We start from the raw sequence: 14,336 nt of genomic DNA on the forward strand, positions 1-14,336 counted from the left end.
CTGCAGCGAGGCAACGACCCGGTCAGGCACGCTATGCCGATGAGCGACGCGCGCTTCTTCAACGACGAACCGTTCCTCGACGACGAGGGGTCCGACCTGCTGGGGCGTGAACAGTACGCACGGCACGCGGTGGAGTTGCTGGAGCGCGTCCGGACCCAGACCGAAACCGGCGTCCTGGCCTTGATCGGTTCCTGGGGCTCCGGAAAGTCGACGGTCCTGGGCAAGGTGATACGCCTCCTGCAGCAACAGGACGGCAGCGAGGACTGGCTGATCGCGGAGCTCAACCCATGGCTCTACTCCAACCTGGAGACGCTGACCACGGCACTCTTCAGCGAGGTCCGAGCCGCCCTCCCCAAAGGAAGGCGCTGGTCAGAAGTCCGCAAAACGCTCGGAGGCTTCGGGCAGGCCATCAGCCCCTTGGGCAAGCTCACCGCGCTGGCCGGCCTCGACTCGGAGGGCCTGATCAAGGCCTTCAGCGATCGCATCAGCGGAGACACCAGCGCCTCAACAGCCAAGCGGAAGGCCGAAGAGGCTCTGCGGCGGGCAGGCCAGCCCGTCCTGGTCGTCATGGACGACCTGGACCGCCTCACCCCCGACGAACTTCTCCTGGTCTTCAAACTGGTGCGCCTGGTGGGCCATCTACCGAACGTCTACTACCTGATCAGCTTCGACGAGCAGACGCTGCTGGACGTCCTGCAGCGCAGCGACCTCGTAGGAAACAGCGAAGGCAGGGCCCGCGAGTTCCTGGAAAAGATCATCCAGGTGCGGCTCGACCTTCCCGCGTTCCGCGAACGAGACGCCGCCGCCATGAGTATCCGAGCCCTCAACGCCCTGCTGGACTCCCACAGCCTGTCCATGACGCCGAGCGAGGACGACGCTTCTCCGAGGCCTACTTCCGGCACCTGCAGGACAGGCTGCAGACGCCACGGGCCGTCAAACGCTACTTCGGGCAGGCCGACGCCACCCTCAGCTCCCTCGCCGGAAACGTGGACCTGGTCGACTTCCTCATCGTCACCTTCCTGCGCACCACCGAGCCCGGCGTCTACCGGCTCCTGAGACGGCACCGCGCCGAACTGACCGGCACCAGCATCGACGCGGCACAGCGGCACAGCACACAGCAGCCCGGCGAACGAGCCGAACGCTGGCGCCACCGCCTGCGTGAAGCCGGCGTGGCCGAAGACCACATCAAAGGCGTGCTCAACCTGCTGGCCCTGCTGTTCCCAACAGTCCAGCAAGACCTCGGCAACGGTAGCGACACGAAAGCCGCCGCCCAGCGCCGCGGGATCGGCAGCACCGACTACTTCGACCGGTACATGGTCTTCGGCGTCCCCGATGACGACCTTCCCGAAGCCGCCTTCGACCAGGCCCTGGCCCAGCTGACCACCGACGCCCCAGGAGAGGAAGCAGCCGAACTGCTGCTCCGCCTCCGCGACGACACCCACCGCATCACCCGCCGAATCGAGCAGCGCCGCAGCGCCGGTATCCGCCTCCCCGCCGCTGCGCTGCTCAAGGCCATGGCAGACAGCTACGGGCAACTGACCGCCGAACCGGAAATGATGGGCCTAGTCAACAGCGGCATGAGCATGCAGTTCCTGGCCCGGGACCTCCTCACCGACCTCCCACCCGAACAAAGAGCCCCGGTACTGGCCGCCATGGCGGCCAGCCCCGACGGAGCGGTCCTGGCCACCCGGACCCTGCACCGCGCCACCAACCCGGACAACAACGACTCCGAGGAAGTACAGACCGCCGAAGACTGGTCTCTTCAGGCCCGCGACGCCGTAACCGAGCAGATCGCCCAGCACCTCGTACCCACTACAGGCAAACCTGCTGAGGAACTCACCGAGTCCGACACCGACCTGATCTGGATGTGGCGCCACACCCACCCCGACAGCCTGCGCCCCTGGCTACGCCAACGCCTCGACAACGGCTGGGAACCCCTCCCCCTCCTGGGCAAACTCCTCCAACCCGCGCCACGCCCGCACCGCCTGATCGACGAAAGTGTCCTGGCCGGCCTCGACGCGATGTTCGGTCTCGACGACCTCTACACACGCCTGGCCCCCCTCCTCCAGACCCAGACCAGCAACTCCGCCGATGAACACCACGCCAACATCCTCCAAGCACTCCGCGAGCACCGACCCGCCACCGGCCAGACCTCACCCCCGGACTCCGGCACCACGGCGTGACCCCGCGCCCGAAGGACACCCTGTACGCGTTTCAAGTAGCGGCCCAATCCACCTGCATGCCACCCAGAAAAACTGCACAAGCCCAGGCCAAGAACCTGCAGGACCCCGCCACACCACACCCAGCGGCACCATCAGCACCACAACGGCCCACTACAACTGAGAAACCACCAGCTCAGAACACGCATGCTGCGCACAAAAAACGACCCACGACAGTTGATGCCTTTGGCGCGGGCTTTCTTCTCGTCGAAGACGCGGGGCGTCGCGGTCATGTAGAGGCGGTGGCGGGCGGGGAGCTTGTCGTCGTGGTGGACGCGGGCCCACGGTTTGTTGTAGTTACCGGCGGTGCGGTGGGCTTCGTCGGCGACCACGACGTCCCAGCGGGGCAGGTGGAAGTCGCGGTGGGCTTCGACGACCTTGTCCAGGGAGTCGTAGGTGCAGAAGACGTTGAGCGGTCCGTGGGTGTCGGCTGCCTGCCAGGCCAAGTCGTCGCCTGTGTCGACCATGGTGAGGATGCCGGCCAGGTACGGGTCTGCCGGATTGTCGGGGGAACAGACGCCGATGTAGCGGCCGGGGCGTCCTTCGTGGTGCCATGCCTTTGCGGTCTGTTCGAGCAGTCGCAGTGAGGGCACGAGGACCAGGCAGATGCCTTCGGGCGCGGTTTCCTGGGCAATGTGCAGGGCCACCAAGGTCTTTCCGGTGCCGGTGGCCATGATGACGGTGGCGCGGCGGTAGCCCTCGATGAAGCTGCTCACGACGGTGTCTGCGGCGCATTGCTGGCGTCCGCGCAGACGGGTCTTCAGGCGAGGGACCTGAGCTGGGGCGGTCGAGTCCGGGCGGATGCGCGTCGTGGTGGCCACGGTCCTCCCCCGGTGATGGTGTGCACGTGCACCTGGTTCACAGGGTGAAAGGGGTGTGCTGGGCCATGACTGGGCGTTTGCCGGGGTTCACCCGAACGAGTTCTGGTGCTCTTGACCAGCCTCCGGCTGGCCGGTCACGGTGGCCGTGGTGGCGGCTTCAGTGGAGGGGCAGCAGTGCTGGATGATCCCGGTCTGTACGGGCCTCGCTGGCCGCTGCCGCTGCGTGTGGGGCCGGTGCCGGGTGAGTCGACGGGGTCGTTCGTGAACCGGCTTGCGCACGGCAACGGCCTGAGCTTGGCGGCGTTCCTCGACCGCGTCGGGCAGGGCGAGGCATCCGCGTACCCGGAGCGGGTGGAGAAGTACCCGCAGTCCACCGAGATGTACGTGAACGAGGCGGGGCTGCGCTATCTGGCTGTCCTTGCTGACCGGGCGGCTGGTCTCCTGCAGCAGGATCTGCCCAGCCTGGGCGCGGAGCACCTGCTGCCAGGTTCAGAGGCGGCGGAGTGGAGGTGGCGCTGGGAGCCTGTGCCGGGGCACCTCGTGCGGTGTTGCCCGCTGTGTGCTGATGCACTGGGGGTCGGTGAGACGGTGTGGCTGATGTCGCCGGACAGCTGGCAGGTCTGTCTGCGGCACGGTTACTGGTCGGACGACTCCCGCGGTCGTGGTCCGGACTTCGTGCAGCTGGCCGAACTGCCCGAGACGGTGACGGCGCACGGCGTGCGGCAGCAACTGGCCGAACGGTGGGGGCCGGCCGGCGAGGAGTTGTTCGCCGATGCCTTCCAGGTGGCGGTGTACTGGTGGACGCGGATGCCGGACACCGTGTGCTGGGTGCGGCGGGCCTGGACGGCTGGGCTGGACGCGCGGGAGATACGGGCGGCCCCGCTGGTGATCTACCCGGAGGCCGCGGAACTCGCGGGCGCCATGCTGGACTTCGAATGCGCGGGGCAGCGGGATACGGCAGACCGGTCCCGATGGCTTGCGGGCGTGGAGCAGTTGATGGCCGGGTGGGGAGTGGATGTGGCTGAAGGGCGTCAGGCGCTGCTGATGTGGCTGGGGCGTCACCGTAGGGGGGTCTCCGCGCCGTCCGGTCCGGCGGGCGGGAGCGGGCTGCTGCTTGGGGTGGGGCACGGCCGGATCGCTTCCCGGACCGGTCCGGTGAGCCAACGCTCGTGCCTGACCTGGCAGTTGGGCATGACGGCTGCCGACATGTAGGCGTCATAAGAATGGAGGGCTCATAGCCGTACGGCTGTGAGCCCTCCACCTTGTAGTAGCGGGGACAGGATTTGAACCTGCGACCTCTGGGTTATGAGCCCAGCGAGCTACCGAGCTGCTCCACCCCGCGTCGGTATCACCACCGTACGTCATGGCGGCGGGCGCTGAAGACCATTATGGGCCGGGGCCGTACGCTTGCGGATTTCTGGTCCTCGAGGTCGGCCTGACCTGGCCGTAGTGGCGGCGTCCGGCGCGCCGGCCCCCGTTCATCGTCCAGGTCTCGTGGCCCATTCCCGGCCCGGAGCCTGTTGGTCCGGCAGTGGAATACTGGCCCGCCATGACACTGGCTCACGCCGCCACCAGTCGGCCCGTCGTGGACGTGGACAACCCCGCCACGTGGCCCCGGCCGCTAGCAGATCTCATCTACAAGATCGCCCACGAAGCCGAACTGGACGAGCCGGAGCTGTACGTCGACTTGGAGTTGGAGGACAGGGAGGCGCAGATCCTCGCCCTGCTCCGCGGCCACCTTCTGCGGGCGCAGCACTGCACCAGGCTGCTCGACCATGAGGCCCATGCGATTCGTGCCCATGGCCTGCGCCCCCTGGATGCCGCTCTCGTCGATGACCGCCTGGATCAGGCCCATGAGCGGGGCTATCTGACCGCCGCTGAGCGGGAGGTATTGCGCTCCCAGAGCATGGTCGCCCCGGGGAGGCAGAGGATGGGCATTCGAGAGGGTCAGGTCTGCCTGACCCTCTCGGCCGAGGCCACCTCTCACGACATCGGCGGGGCGTGGCGGCTGCTGTCCTTCTGGGGCGGCGAGGCGATCTACTGGCAGCACTGCGACGACCCTGCGGGTCTTGCTCAGAGACTGCGCTGCCTGGGCCGGCCCACACTGGTCACCGCCTACGTGGATCTCGCCAGTCCCGGCAGGCACCTCGTCTTCAAATCGGTGGTGCACACCTTCGTCGGCAAGGCCATCGGCTACGCCCCCGCCAACGCCGACGTCCTCTACCGCAACGCGATCCCGCCACAGCACATCGAGTCCATCGCCTTCCCCGGCGATCCCGCCTACGACCGGCTTCCGGGCCTGCCCACCGCGTGATTGACCGCTCCGATCGCCCCGGTGGAACGTCCGGCGTCCGTCCCCTGGGCCGAGAGGGGCGGCTTCTACGCGGCGAAGCCGATGTTTTTGACGTACTCGTACTGGCCCCACTGGGAGCCCAGGTCGGGCAGGACATCGGCGGTCCAGGCGTCGTCCAGGCCCTGGTGGTCGCCGACCGCCCAGGACGCGACGATCTTGTCCCAGCGGCGCACGTTCATCGTCCGGTGTGCCACCACCCGCTGGAGCTGGCGCGCCACGCCGGACTGGTCGAGGGGGTGGATCTCCACGCGAGTGCCGCGGCCCTCGCGGTTGAGGCGGGCGGTGAGGTGGCGGGCGACGTTGCGGCGCCGCACCGCCTTGTATGCGGCGTCGATGCGTTCCAGGTTGGCCTTCGAGGGACGGCGTGTGCCCTGCTTCCATGCCTTCAGCGTCCGGTCGCTCACGGTCAGTCCGGCGTCCTTGGCCGCCTGCCAGGCCCTGTCCGATGTCGTCAGGTAGTGCAGGCGTGCCATCAGGCCACGCCTGGCGGTCACCGGGGTGGCGATGTGAGCGGCGAGCCAGTCGAGCTGGCGGGCGACGGCTTCGCTGCCCTTGATCCCGCTCGCGCCGAACTTCCCGAAGTCGATGTTCTTCTCCGGCATCTACTGCTTCTCCCCCGTGCTGGCTTCGGCATCGGTTCCGGCGGTGTACGTGTCCTTGACCTTGACCTCGGTAACACCGCGGCCTTCAGGGAAGACACGGCGCCAGTCTCCGATGACGTGGAGCTCGTCGGTTCCCATCGCCCGTACGACGGGCAGTCCCGCGTCGTGGGCCTTGAGCGCCTTCATCCAGAGGTTGGCGAAGGCCTGGGAGCGGATGATGTGCATCCAGTCCGGGCGGTAGAGCTCCCGGTTGTAGTTCGACTCCCCCATCGTGGAGACGAACTTGGAGTACATCGCCTTCACATACTCCAGCGTCAGATCGTCGCCGTCTGCGATCGCGGTGTCGCGGGCGTCCTTGAGGGCGATCCGGAACTTCTCCAGGAGGTTCTCGGTGGCCCCCGAGGTGTAGGACTCGTGGATCTCGGGCGGCTCGCACAGGCGGTGCTTCGGGCCGGACAGGCGCAGCAGCAGGCGCAGGGTCGGTTCGGTGACCCACAGGGGTCCTGGTTCGTCTCGCTGGCCGATCGGGTTGGGCAGCACCGCGTCGTGTTCCCAGGCGGGCGGGGTGATCAGGTGGACTCCGGCGCGGCGCCGGTCGTGTGCGAAGTCCGTGGAGTGTTCCAGCTGGCCGAGCGGGAGGTGGGTCTTGAGGGCCGAGAGGTAGGCACCGTTGATGTCGAGTGCGGTGACCTCGTGCTTCCCGGGCGGCAGCTCGGGCCGCGTCCACTTGGGGCGGGCCTCCCAGATCTGGTCGGCGCCCCTGGATGCCTGCTTCTTGAGGATGTCGGGGATCCAGGGGTGGGCGATCACGTCGTAGCGGGCGCCCTTGCGGGTCTCGTCCAGCAGGCGCATCGCGTCCGGGATGGCCCGCTTCAGCAGTACGGCGCTCGCGGCTTCGACGTCGCCCTGGTGCTCGGCGAGCACGGCGTGCACCGCTTCATGGATCAAGTCGGCCGGCCCGGACGGCTCCTGGAACGCCCGCCCGCGCGGGGCAGTGTCTTTCCCGCCGGCCGGTCGGGGTGGGCGGGCCGTACGCGGCACTTGGGCCCGGGCAGATGGCGCGGTGGGCGAGGACTTCGGGGTTTGTGCAGGGGCTGCCTGACAGCCGGAGGGGTCCAGATGCTGAGCGAACCCCGCCACACGCTGTTGGGCCGGGCGCCCGCAAAGCACACACGGCTCGGGCACGGCGAGCAGCTCCACCTCGTCCTCGTCCTGGGCGGGTTCCGTCGAAGACGTAGAGGCGACGGCCGCCGCAGCAGTGCCTGATGCCGCGGACCGCTCCTCAGCCGGCTCTGCCGTGGTGGTTTCGGTCTCGGTGGTGAGCTTGGCGTTCAGCCCGTCCAGCAGATACGCGTACTTGGTGCGGACCTCACCGGCCGGGTCCCGGCCATTCTCCCATCCGCTGAGGGTAGACGGGCTCACCCCGAGCGCACGGGCCACCTGCGCCTTGGACAGCCGGGCTCGCTCCCGCAGCTCGCGGCGTACCTGGCAGGGCGGGAGTTCGGCCTGCGGGCCGACTGCGTCGAGGAGCGAGTCGATCGCGTCGAAGTCACTCACCGGCTCGCCCCCTTTGTCTCGGCCCGGACGGAACGGCGCCGGTCGGCGGGCAGCGCCTCGCATGCTCTGGTCGGACCCGCAAGCAAGTCCAGGGCGCCGATGCCGTAATGCTCGGCCAGGACATTGACGTCGCGCAGGCTCCACGAAACGGCACCCGACTGCCGGCGCGACACCTGCGTCTGCGTCAGCCCCAGCACTGCCGCGACCGACCGCTGCGAGTCACCCGTCACCTGCATCAACGCGGCCACCGTCAGCCGCAGCGACTCCTCCAAGCACAATCCCATGCTGCCACCCTACCTGAATCATGCAACTTTTGCATTAAAGTCAGCTTTTCACTATCAATGATGCAAGAAAGCTTTCAATGTTCTGAGGGAGATGAAGGTCCTCGGGCACACGGGTGTCAGCGTTCCAGACCGCCCCGATCACGCGGAATCCGTCGGGCCGCGCGCCGGGCTTCCCGTTTCGCCTGGTGCGCCTCTTCCACCGCACGATCGGACAGGCACCGCGGGCACACGAGGTCCAGTACACGGCGGCGCAGGGCCCGGCGCAGCCGAGGTCCGGGAGGCGGCGGCCACCCACGGCAGTGACGGCGCACCGCACGTACTCCGGTGCCCAAGAGTGCCGCGACCACGGAGGTGTTACCCGTGTAGACGGCCAGGAGGAATGCCATCTGCGCCTGGTGGCCGGCCGGGAACCGTGCGGCCAACTCGGTCTGTTCTTCCGGGTGGAGGAAGGCATCGTGGCGCTCGCAGCGCGACGCCTTCCCGTTGTTGCGGGCAATGCCCGGCGAGCTGGTGTTCATGGCTTCAGGAGCCTGGCCGGGGCCGTCTGTGGACAGCGGACGGCCGCGACGCCGCGCGCCATCTCGCCACGCTGGGCTTCGCCGACACCGGGCAGTGGGTATGGGCCGGGGAGCGAAATGTCTACCGGAGCTGTACGACACACCGGGGCGTCGACGCCTCCGGGAGAGAACCAGTGTCTGTAAGCACTTCCGTGGGCACCACGGTTCCAAGGTCTTTTGGTACCAAGCTCGAACCGGTGGTCGACGGCTCACCAGCGCCCCTGACGGCCTCTTCTCGCTGGCTGCGCCTGTGCATCAGCTCGCCACCGGCCCGGTGGTCGAACGGCTGTCGGAGCCGAATGAACCTGGTGCGCTGGTACCAACGAACCTTGCTACAGACAAACCAGGGACCGGCGCGGGGCCGCCGGATACGCCACCGCCGTCGGGATGCTGGTTGATCCAGGACAGGCCGCCGAGGTCGAGGCACCTGCGCGTGCGGGTGACGGCCACGTAGGCGAGGCGGGCTTCACCGTCGTCGATAGGGCCTGGAAGAGCGCAGCCGGTGTCGTCCTGCTGGTCGCTGTCCGGGGGCGGGGTGAAGTCGTCGGCGATCTTCACGCGGGCCCATTCGCGGCCTTTGGCCTTGTGGGCAGTCGAGACGGTCACCTCTGCCTGGTTCTCGGGGGCGAGCTGGGCGACGGCGGCCAGGATGGCGTCGGGGCAGTTTCTAGGGGTCGTTGCAACACGTGGTCGGTTGTCTAGGCCGCGATGAGTTTAGCCAGACGCTCGGCTGGGGTTTCCCAGCCGAGCGTTTTGCGTGGGCGGCGGTTGAGCTGGTCGGCGACGGCGGCGAGGTGTTCGGGGGTGTGGACGGACAGGTCGGTGCCCTTGGGGAAGTACTGCCGCAGCAGGCCGTTGGTGTTCTCGTTCGAGCCGCGCTGCCAGGGACTGCCCGGGTCGCAGAAGTAGACCGGGACGTCGGTGGCGACGGTGAAGCTCTTGTGGGCGGCCATCTCGGAGCCCTGGTCCCAGGTCAGCGAGCGCTTCAGCTCGGCCGGGAGGGTCTGGACGGTGGCGACCAGGGCGTCGCGGACGGCATCGGCCGTGTGGGCGCCGGGCAGGTGCAGCAGCATCACGTAGCGGGTCGAGCGCTCGACCAGGGTGCCGATCGCGGACTTGTGGTCCTTGCCGATGATCAGGTCGCCCTCCCAGTGCCCGGGGACGGCCCGGTCCTCGGCCTCGGCGGGGCGTTCGCTGATCATGGCCATCGGGTCGATGAAGCGCGGTTGGCGGCGGTTGGCCTGCCGCTGGGGCCTGCGGCGGACGCGGCCGGAGCGCAGGGCGCCGGCGAGCTCGCGCCGCAGTTCGCCCCGGCCCTGGACGTAGAGCGCCTGGTAGACGGTTTCGGGCACGACGTGCATCTCCGGGCGGTCGGGGAACCTGGTGCGCAGAGCGTGGCATATCTGCTCGGGGCTCCACCGCTCGTCCAGCAACTCCTGGACGGTGTCCCGAAGTTGCGGGTTCGAGAGGATCTTGCGGGGCTTGGGGCGGGGCCGGCGGGCGTCCGCCCTCGCCTGGGCTGCGTGGGGGCGGTAGGCACCGCTGCCCGAGTGCAGGTTGCGGCGGGTCTCCCGGCTGATTGTGGAGGGGCTGCGGCCGAGCTCCGCGGCGATCGCCCGGATCGCGGCCTTCTCCCGCAGGCGGTCGGCGATGTGGATGCGCTCGGCCTCGGTCAGATACCTGGACGGACCGGAAGGCGGCACCACCGCGTCGATCGGTGGTGCCGCCTTCTGCCGGCGGTCCGCGCTGCGGCCGTTGCGCCACTTGCGGCCGGTCCTGCTGTCGATGCCGATGATCCGGCACGCCTGCGCGTTGGTGTGGCCCTGCTCATGAGCCGGGAGTATGCCTCCCGCTCCCGGCTCAGCTTCACCGGCCCCTGGGCCGTCCGGTCCTCACGGATCTCGAAGTCCAATGCATCCCCTGAACTGGGGTGTTGCAACGACTCCTAGAACCCAAGCACCATGGCCGGCCTTTCAGCCTGTCCAGGAGCTCAGAGGTGTCGCATTCGAACGCGGCCCTCACCCCGCGCCACCGGCTGAAAGTCGCTCGACTCGTCGCTGACGACGGCTGGCCAATCAGCGAAGTCGCGGCCCGCTTCCAGGTGTCCTGACCGACCGTGAAGCGCTGGGTCGATCGCTACCTCGCAGGCGAGTCCATGCAGGACCGATCCTCACGACCGCGGAGCTCTCCGGCCAAGACACCCAAGACCGTGCCGAAGAGGTGCGTCAGCCTGCGACTACGTCTGCGGGAAGGGCCGGTCCAGCTCGCTGCGAGACTCAATATCGCCCCGTCGACAGTGCATCGATTCCTGCGATCGGCCCGCCTGAACCGACTCGCCTACGTCGACCGTGAGACCAGTGAGCCCGTCCGCCGGTATGAGCACAACCATCCGGGATCACTGGTGCACGTAGACGTGAAGAAGCTCGGGAACATCCCCGACGGTGGCGGCTGGCGCTACGTCGGCCGCCACCAAGGCGAGAAGCACCGCGACGCGACGCAGAGCAAGTCACGCAACGCCTACGGCGGCCCGAGGGTCGGAAGCACCTGACAAATGCGGGAGCAGAGAAGGGAGTTCAGCAACACAAAACAGGAGGATGCCCACTGCCAGGAGGTACCCGTCCCGCGTCGCCGTGGTGATCTCTGCCTACGAGAATCTTGCCAGGGCCACTTCAAGGAGTACGCGGACAACCGGTCAACAAGACCTGTGCAGAGCCCGTTGCACAGTAATGGGCACGGCGGGTTCGGGAGGTGGCTAAGGGAAACGGGCTGGTCGCGAGACCAGAACCGCGCCCTGAGCCAGCCTTACGACTGAGTCCACCCCATCGAGGTGGAGAAGGCGCTGCCCCGGGACCCAGGAGTGGCTTATCCCCGCTGCCTGACCGGCCGCCGAGCCTGCCCGCCAGAGGACTGCGGCGGCCCGTGGGGCTACGCGAACTTCATCGAGGCCATCACCGACCCCAGGCATGAGGAGCACGACGAACTCCTGGAATGGGTGGGCGGCGCCTTCGACCCCAGCCGATTCGACGCCGAGGACATCAACAAGCGCCTCACCATCCCATAGCCAGCAGCGGAACTTCCGCGGCGCAACACTAGACGCGACGCCGCGACGGTCCGAGGACCGTCAGATTAGGTCTGCGTCCGAGTCGTTCGGTGGCGCAGGCGCCGGGATCGGGTGGTTGGCGTACAGGACGCCGCGCGGATCATAGCGTGCCGTGATCTCGCCGAGGCGATCAGCATCTGCTGGTGTGAAGGCGGTCCGCACCTGATCCGGCTCGAGAGGACCGAAAGTGAAGTTCAGCGAGAGCCCGAGCCGGTGGAGTGCGAAAGGTGCGAGCAGCTCGTCGTGGACCTGGGACACCCCGCTGGGATCGCCATCGTGGAGCAGGGACAACACACCCACGGAGTACTGGGCCGACCGATGGCCCACAGCGTTTGGAACATTCGGGGTGCGCGCCAGAGCGCCCCCGAGGTGTCGCACCCCGACGGTGCACCCGCCTGGTGTGGTGCCAGCTCGATGGGCGAGTGCGGTCAGGGCGCGCGGATCGAGGTCGTCGACCAGCACACTCTTCCCCCGGTAGGCCGCCGGCCGGTCCGGTTCGTCTGAGACCGCCCCGGACTGCATGTAGGGAAGGGTGCGCAGCGTGTTCCGCAGTTGCGATCCGGCGCGGAGCAGCGGCTCGACGAGACGTCGTCCTTGTTCTTCCGGTCCGGCGAAGCTGACCTGAAGTTGGACCACCTGACGCCCTCGCACGTCCGCTGGGATCATGGGTAGGTCCGGGAAGGGGATCACCACCACCGCCGAGGTCATCGCCTCCGGTACCGACCTGGTCCACGTGGTCCAGGCGGTGAGCACCTCGGGGGATTTCGCGAGGTCGAACATCAGGCTGCCGCCGTAGAGCTCTGCGACGGGCATGAGGTCGATCTCCATGCCGGTCACGACGGCGAGGTTGCCGCCACCTCCGCGCAGTGCCCAGAACAGGTCAGGTTCGTCTTCTGGGCTCACCTGCCGGATCTTGCCGTCGGCGGTCACCACCTCGAATCGCGTCACGTGGTCGGCTGAGTAGCCGTAGCGTCGGGCGAGGAGCCCGATGCCCCCGCCCAGGGTGTAAGCGACCGCGCCGACCGTGGGGAGGCTACCTGACAGCGGCGCTAGCCCGTGTGGTGCCGCCTGCTCGATGACATCCTGCCACGTCGCCCCGGCCGGGACCCACGCCCTACGAGTCGCGGCGTCGACCCTCACCTCACGCATGCACCCCGTATCGATGAGCAGGCCCCCGTCGAGAGCACGCGTGCGCCCGTGCCCGGTGGCCTGGACCGCCACCTGCATCCCGTGATCCGCGGCGAAGGCTACGGCCCGAGAGACATCCTCGGCGCACCTCGCCTCGAGCACAACCGCCGGGTGATGCGGGGCAAGGAGCTGGGCACCTGCCCTGTCTTCCGGGGCTTGAGTACCGCTGTATACAGTTCCGTCCACATACTGGTCGAGGGCCTGAATATCGGTCTTGGTGATCTCCATGGCTGCGACACTAGACGTCCTTCCGGACGTTAGACGTCCGGAATTAGTGGCAGTCTGAGCTCCATGATGGACGAACCTCGACGGCGCGACCTGCCCGAGCGGATGCTGCGTCTGCTCGGCCTGCTGCAGACGCGACGGACCTGGACGGGCACCGAACTGGCTCAGCGGCTGCAAGTGACCGAGCGAACGGTGCGCCGCGACATCGACCGGTTACGGGCCCTCGACTACGCGGTAACCGGAACCACAGGAACGTCGGGCGGGTACCGGCTTGCAGCCGGGAGCAGCATGCCGCCCCTGTTGCTCGAGGACGACGAGGTCGTCGCGGTGGCTGTTGGGCTCGCCATAGCCAGCCAGGGTGGCGTTAGTGGGATCGAGGACGCCTCGCTCACGGCCCTGGTCAAGCTTGAGCAGATCTTCCCGGCGCGTCTACGCCCGCAACTGACTGCGATCTCCCGCGCCACTAGCGCCGCACCCGGCGATTACGCAGCACCCGTCGACCCGGCCACGCTGGCTGTGCTGGCCGCCTGCTGCCACGAGCATGAGAGCGTCCGCTTCGACTACCGCGACCGTACCGGACGCCGCAGCACTCGGGGGGCCGAGCCGCACAGTCTCGTCATCCTCCGCGGATTGTGGTACCTCGTGGCATATGACCATGATCGCGAGGACTGGCGTATCTTCCGCATCGATCGGATCAACACTCCCCTTCGCGCCCACCGACCTGCCGAACGACGGGACCTGCCGACCACCGATGCTGTCAGCTTCGTCAGACGCTCACTGGCAGCTGCCTCCTATCGCTACACGGCGCGACTAACCGTGGACCTATCGGCAGCAGACGTCCGGGCAGGCATCCTCGCCCCGATCCCCGGCGAGATCGACGACCTCGGCCCCGGCCGGTGCCGGATCCGCCTCACGGCCGAGTCTCCGGAGCTGGTCACCCAGTACATCGTGCTCGTCGCCACCATCGGAGCCGAGTTCATCGTGGACGCACCCCCGGACATCATGGATCGTCTGCACCGGCTCGGAACGCGACTGGGTCGGACCCGGTCGCATGATCGAGCGACGCTGTCGGCGCGGTGACCACCACAGCTGCGGTGCCGCGGGCGACGGGTGTGTCAAGTTAACGGCCCTGTCTCACTTTCGGGATGCTGTTGGCGATCTTCATTCGTCCTAGTGAGAGCGTTGTGGTGAACCGGGCTGTAGCTCGATGACCTGTGGGTTTCGGGTGGTTTCGGTGTCGGGGTGGCCAACTGTGGGCAGCCAGCGAGGGGTTGGTTCTGCCTCGGAGGTGTGTGGTGCCGTCGGTGATCGCGTTGCTGGAGTTCCGTGAGGCCCGGTGTCGGCGTACACAGTTACGTCCCCACCTTCGTACGGATGAATGGGGACAGATGTTAATGCGGTGAACCGTGCGGTTCGGCACTCTGCTGCTG

14 protein-coding genes, 1 tRNA gene and 1 pseudogene are annotated in these 14,336 nt (G+C 67.9%); 7 read left to right on the forward strand and 9 right to left on the reverse strand.

Annotated features, from left to right (window positions below; translation table 11 throughout):
* The first annotated feature begins 39 nt into the window (after positions 1 to 39).
* Both ACIP8W_RS30480 and ACIP8W_RS30485 read left to right on the forward strand, forming a co-directional pair.
* Complete coding sequence (locus tag ACIP8W_RS30480) at positions 40 to 1,056, forward strand: P-loop NTPase fold protein (protein WP_402205597.1); 1,017 nt, start codon at positions 40 to 42, stop codon at positions 1,054 to 1,056.
* The gene (locus tag ACIP8W_RS30485) at positions 987 to 2,183 is read left to right on the forward strand and encodes a hypothetical protein (RefSeq protein WP_402205598.1); all 1,197 of its coding nucleotides are present in this window, start codon (positions 987 to 989) and stop codon (positions 2,181 to 2,183) included. Before ACIP8W_RS30480 ends, ACIP8W_RS30485 begins: the two co-directional genes overlap by 70 nt.
* Positions 2,184 to 2,314: 131 nt before the next feature.
* Here ACIP8W_RS30485 and ACIP8W_RS30490 read toward each other — a convergent pair whose 3' ends face one another.
* The gene (locus ACIP8W_RS30490; RefSeq protein WP_402205600.1) at positions 2,315 to 3,040 is read right to left on the reverse strand and encodes a DEAD/DEAH box helicase family protein; all 726 of its coding nucleotides are present in this window, start codon (positions 3,038 to 3,040) and stop codon (positions 2,315 to 2,317) included.
* 174 nt (positions 3,041 to 3,214) lie between these two features.
* Between ACIP8W_RS30490 and ACIP8W_RS30495 the strand changes: the two genes are divergently transcribed.
* On the forward strand, positions 3,215 to 4,252 hold the full coding sequence (locus tag ACIP8W_RS30495) for a TniQ family protein (protein WP_402205602.1): 1,038 nt from the start codon (positions 3,215 to 3,217) through the stop codon (positions 4,250 to 4,252).
* Between the two features lie 56 nt (positions 4,253 to 4,308).
* Here the strand turns inward: ACIP8W_RS30495 and ACIP8W_RS30500 are convergent.
* Positions 4,309 to 4,382 (reverse strand) — tRNA-Met (locus tag ACIP8W_RS30500).
* A 207-nt stretch (positions 4,383 to 4,589) separates the two neighbouring features.
* Here ACIP8W_RS30500 and ACIP8W_RS30505 point away from each other — a divergent pair.
* On the forward strand, positions 4,590 to 5,354 hold the full coding sequence (locus tag ACIP8W_RS30505; protein ID WP_402205603.1) for a hypothetical protein: 765 nt from the start codon (positions 4,590 to 4,592) through the stop codon (positions 5,352 to 5,354).
* A 65-nt stretch (positions 5,355 to 5,419) separates the two neighbouring features.
* Here the strand turns inward: ACIP8W_RS30505 and ACIP8W_RS30510 are convergent, their stop codons facing one another.
* From ACIP8W_RS30510 to ACIP8W_RS30535, 6 genes are all read right to left on the reverse strand, one after another.
* Entirely contained in the window at positions 5,420 to 5,995 is a 576-nt protein-coding gene (locus tag ACIP8W_RS30510) for a transcriptional regulator (protein ID WP_402205605.1), read from the reverse strand.
* A complete protein-coding gene (locus ACIP8W_RS30515) occupies positions 5,996 to 7,552 on the reverse strand; it encodes a helix-turn-helix domain-containing protein (protein ID WP_402205607.1) in 1,557 nt (518 codons plus the stop codon). It lies immediately after the preceding gene.
* Positions 7,549 to 7,836 carry a helix-turn-helix domain-containing protein gene (locus ACIP8W_RS30520; protein ID WP_402205609.1) on the reverse strand — a complete coding sequence of 96 codons (288 nt, stop codon included), beginning with the start codon at positions 7,834 to 7,836 and terminating at the stop codon, positions 7,549 to 7,551. Before ACIP8W_RS30520 ends, ACIP8W_RS30515 begins: the two co-directional genes overlap by 4 nt.
* A gap of 116 nt (positions 7,837 to 7,952) precedes the next feature.
* Positions 7,953 to 8,354 carry a hypothetical protein gene (locus tag ACIP8W_RS30525; RefSeq protein WP_402205611.1) on the reverse strand — a complete coding sequence of 134 codons (402 nt, stop codon included), beginning with the start codon at positions 8,352 to 8,354 and terminating at the stop codon, positions 7,953 to 7,955.
* A 294-nt stretch (positions 8,355 to 8,648) separates the two neighbouring features.
* Positions 8,649 to 8,999 carry a hypothetical protein gene (locus tag ACIP8W_RS30530; protein ID WP_402205613.1) on the reverse strand — a complete coding sequence of 117 codons (351 nt, stop codon included), beginning with the start codon at positions 8,997 to 8,999 and terminating at the stop codon, positions 8,649 to 8,651.
* A gap of 92 nt (positions 9,000 to 9,091) precedes the next feature.
* Positions 9,092 to 10,237, reverse strand: a complete 1,146-nt coding sequence (locus tag ACIP8W_RS30535; protein ID WP_402205621.1) for an IS30 family transposase — start codon at positions 10,235 to 10,237, stop codon at positions 9,092 to 9,094.
* 152 nt (positions 10,238 to 10,389) lie between these two features.
* Between ACIP8W_RS30535 and ACIP8W_RS30540 the strand changes: the two are divergent.
* Together ACIP8W_RS30540 and ACIP8W_RS30545 are read left to right on the forward strand one after the other, a co-directional pair.
* A pseudogene (locus ACIP8W_RS30540) lies at positions 10,390 to 10,932 on the forward strand (helix-turn-helix domain-containing protein); the annotation flags it as partial.
* A gap of 288 nt (positions 10,933 to 11,220) precedes the next feature.
* Entirely contained in the window at positions 11,221 to 11,454 is a 234-nt protein-coding gene (locus ACIP8W_RS30545; RefSeq protein ID WP_402205615.1) for a plasmid pRiA4b ORF-3 family protein, read from the forward strand.
* A gap of 60 nt (positions 11,455 to 11,514) precedes the next feature.
* On the opposite strand, the gene ACIP8W_RS30550 is transcribed toward ACIP8W_RS30545, so the two are convergent.
* Positions 11,515 to 12,909, reverse strand: a complete 1,395-nt coding sequence (locus ACIP8W_RS30550; RefSeq protein ID WP_402205617.1) for an FAD-binding oxidoreductase — start codon at positions 12,907 to 12,909, stop codon at positions 11,515 to 11,517.
* Positions 12,910 to 12,972: 63 nt separating this feature from the next.
* On the opposite strand from ACIP8W_RS30550, the gene ACIP8W_RS30555 reads away from it, so the two are divergent.
* On the forward strand, positions 12,973 to 13,986 hold the full coding sequence (locus tag ACIP8W_RS30555; RefSeq protein ID WP_402205619.1) for a helix-turn-helix transcriptional regulator: 1,014 nt from the start codon (positions 12,973 to 12,975) through the stop codon (positions 13,984 to 13,986).
* Positions 13,987 to 14,336: the final 350 nt, after the last annotated feature.

This window comes from Streptomyces sp. NPDC088554 (assembly GCF_044752945.1).
Classification (GTDB): Bacteria; Actinomycetota; Actinomycetes; order Streptomycetales; family Streptomycetaceae; genus Streptomyces.

Excerpts from the sequence above, each read along its gene's own strand:
- ACIP8W_RS30520 (WP_402205609.1), bottom strand. The coding sequence starts at position 7,836 with ATGGGATTGTGCTTGGAGGAGTCGCTGCGGCTGACGGTGGCCGCGTTG.
- ACIP8W_RS30550 (WP_402205617.1), bottom strand. The coding sequence starts at position 12,909 with ATGGAGATCACCAAGACCGATATTCAGGCCCTCGACCAGTATGTGGAC.
- ACIP8W_RS30480 (WP_402205597.1), top strand. The coding sequence starts at position 40 with ATGAGCGACGCGCGCTTCTTCAACGACGAACCGTTCCTCGACGACGAG.
- ACIP8W_RS30505 (WP_402205603.1), top strand. The coding sequence starts at position 4,590 with ATGACACTGGCTCACGCCGCCACCAGTCGGCCCGTCGTGGACGTGGAC.
- ACIP8W_RS30555 (WP_402205619.1), top strand. The coding sequence starts at position 12,973 with ATGATGGACGAACCTCGACGGCGCGACCTGCCCGAGCGGATGCTGCGT.
- ACIP8W_RS30510 (WP_402205605.1), bottom strand. The coding sequence starts at position 5,995 with ATGCCGGAGAAGAACATCGACTTCGGGAAGTTCGGCGCGAGCGGGATC.
- ACIP8W_RS30525 (WP_402205611.1), bottom strand. The coding sequence starts at position 8,354 with ATGAACACCAGCTCGCCGGGCATTGCCCGCAACAACGGGAAGGCGTCG.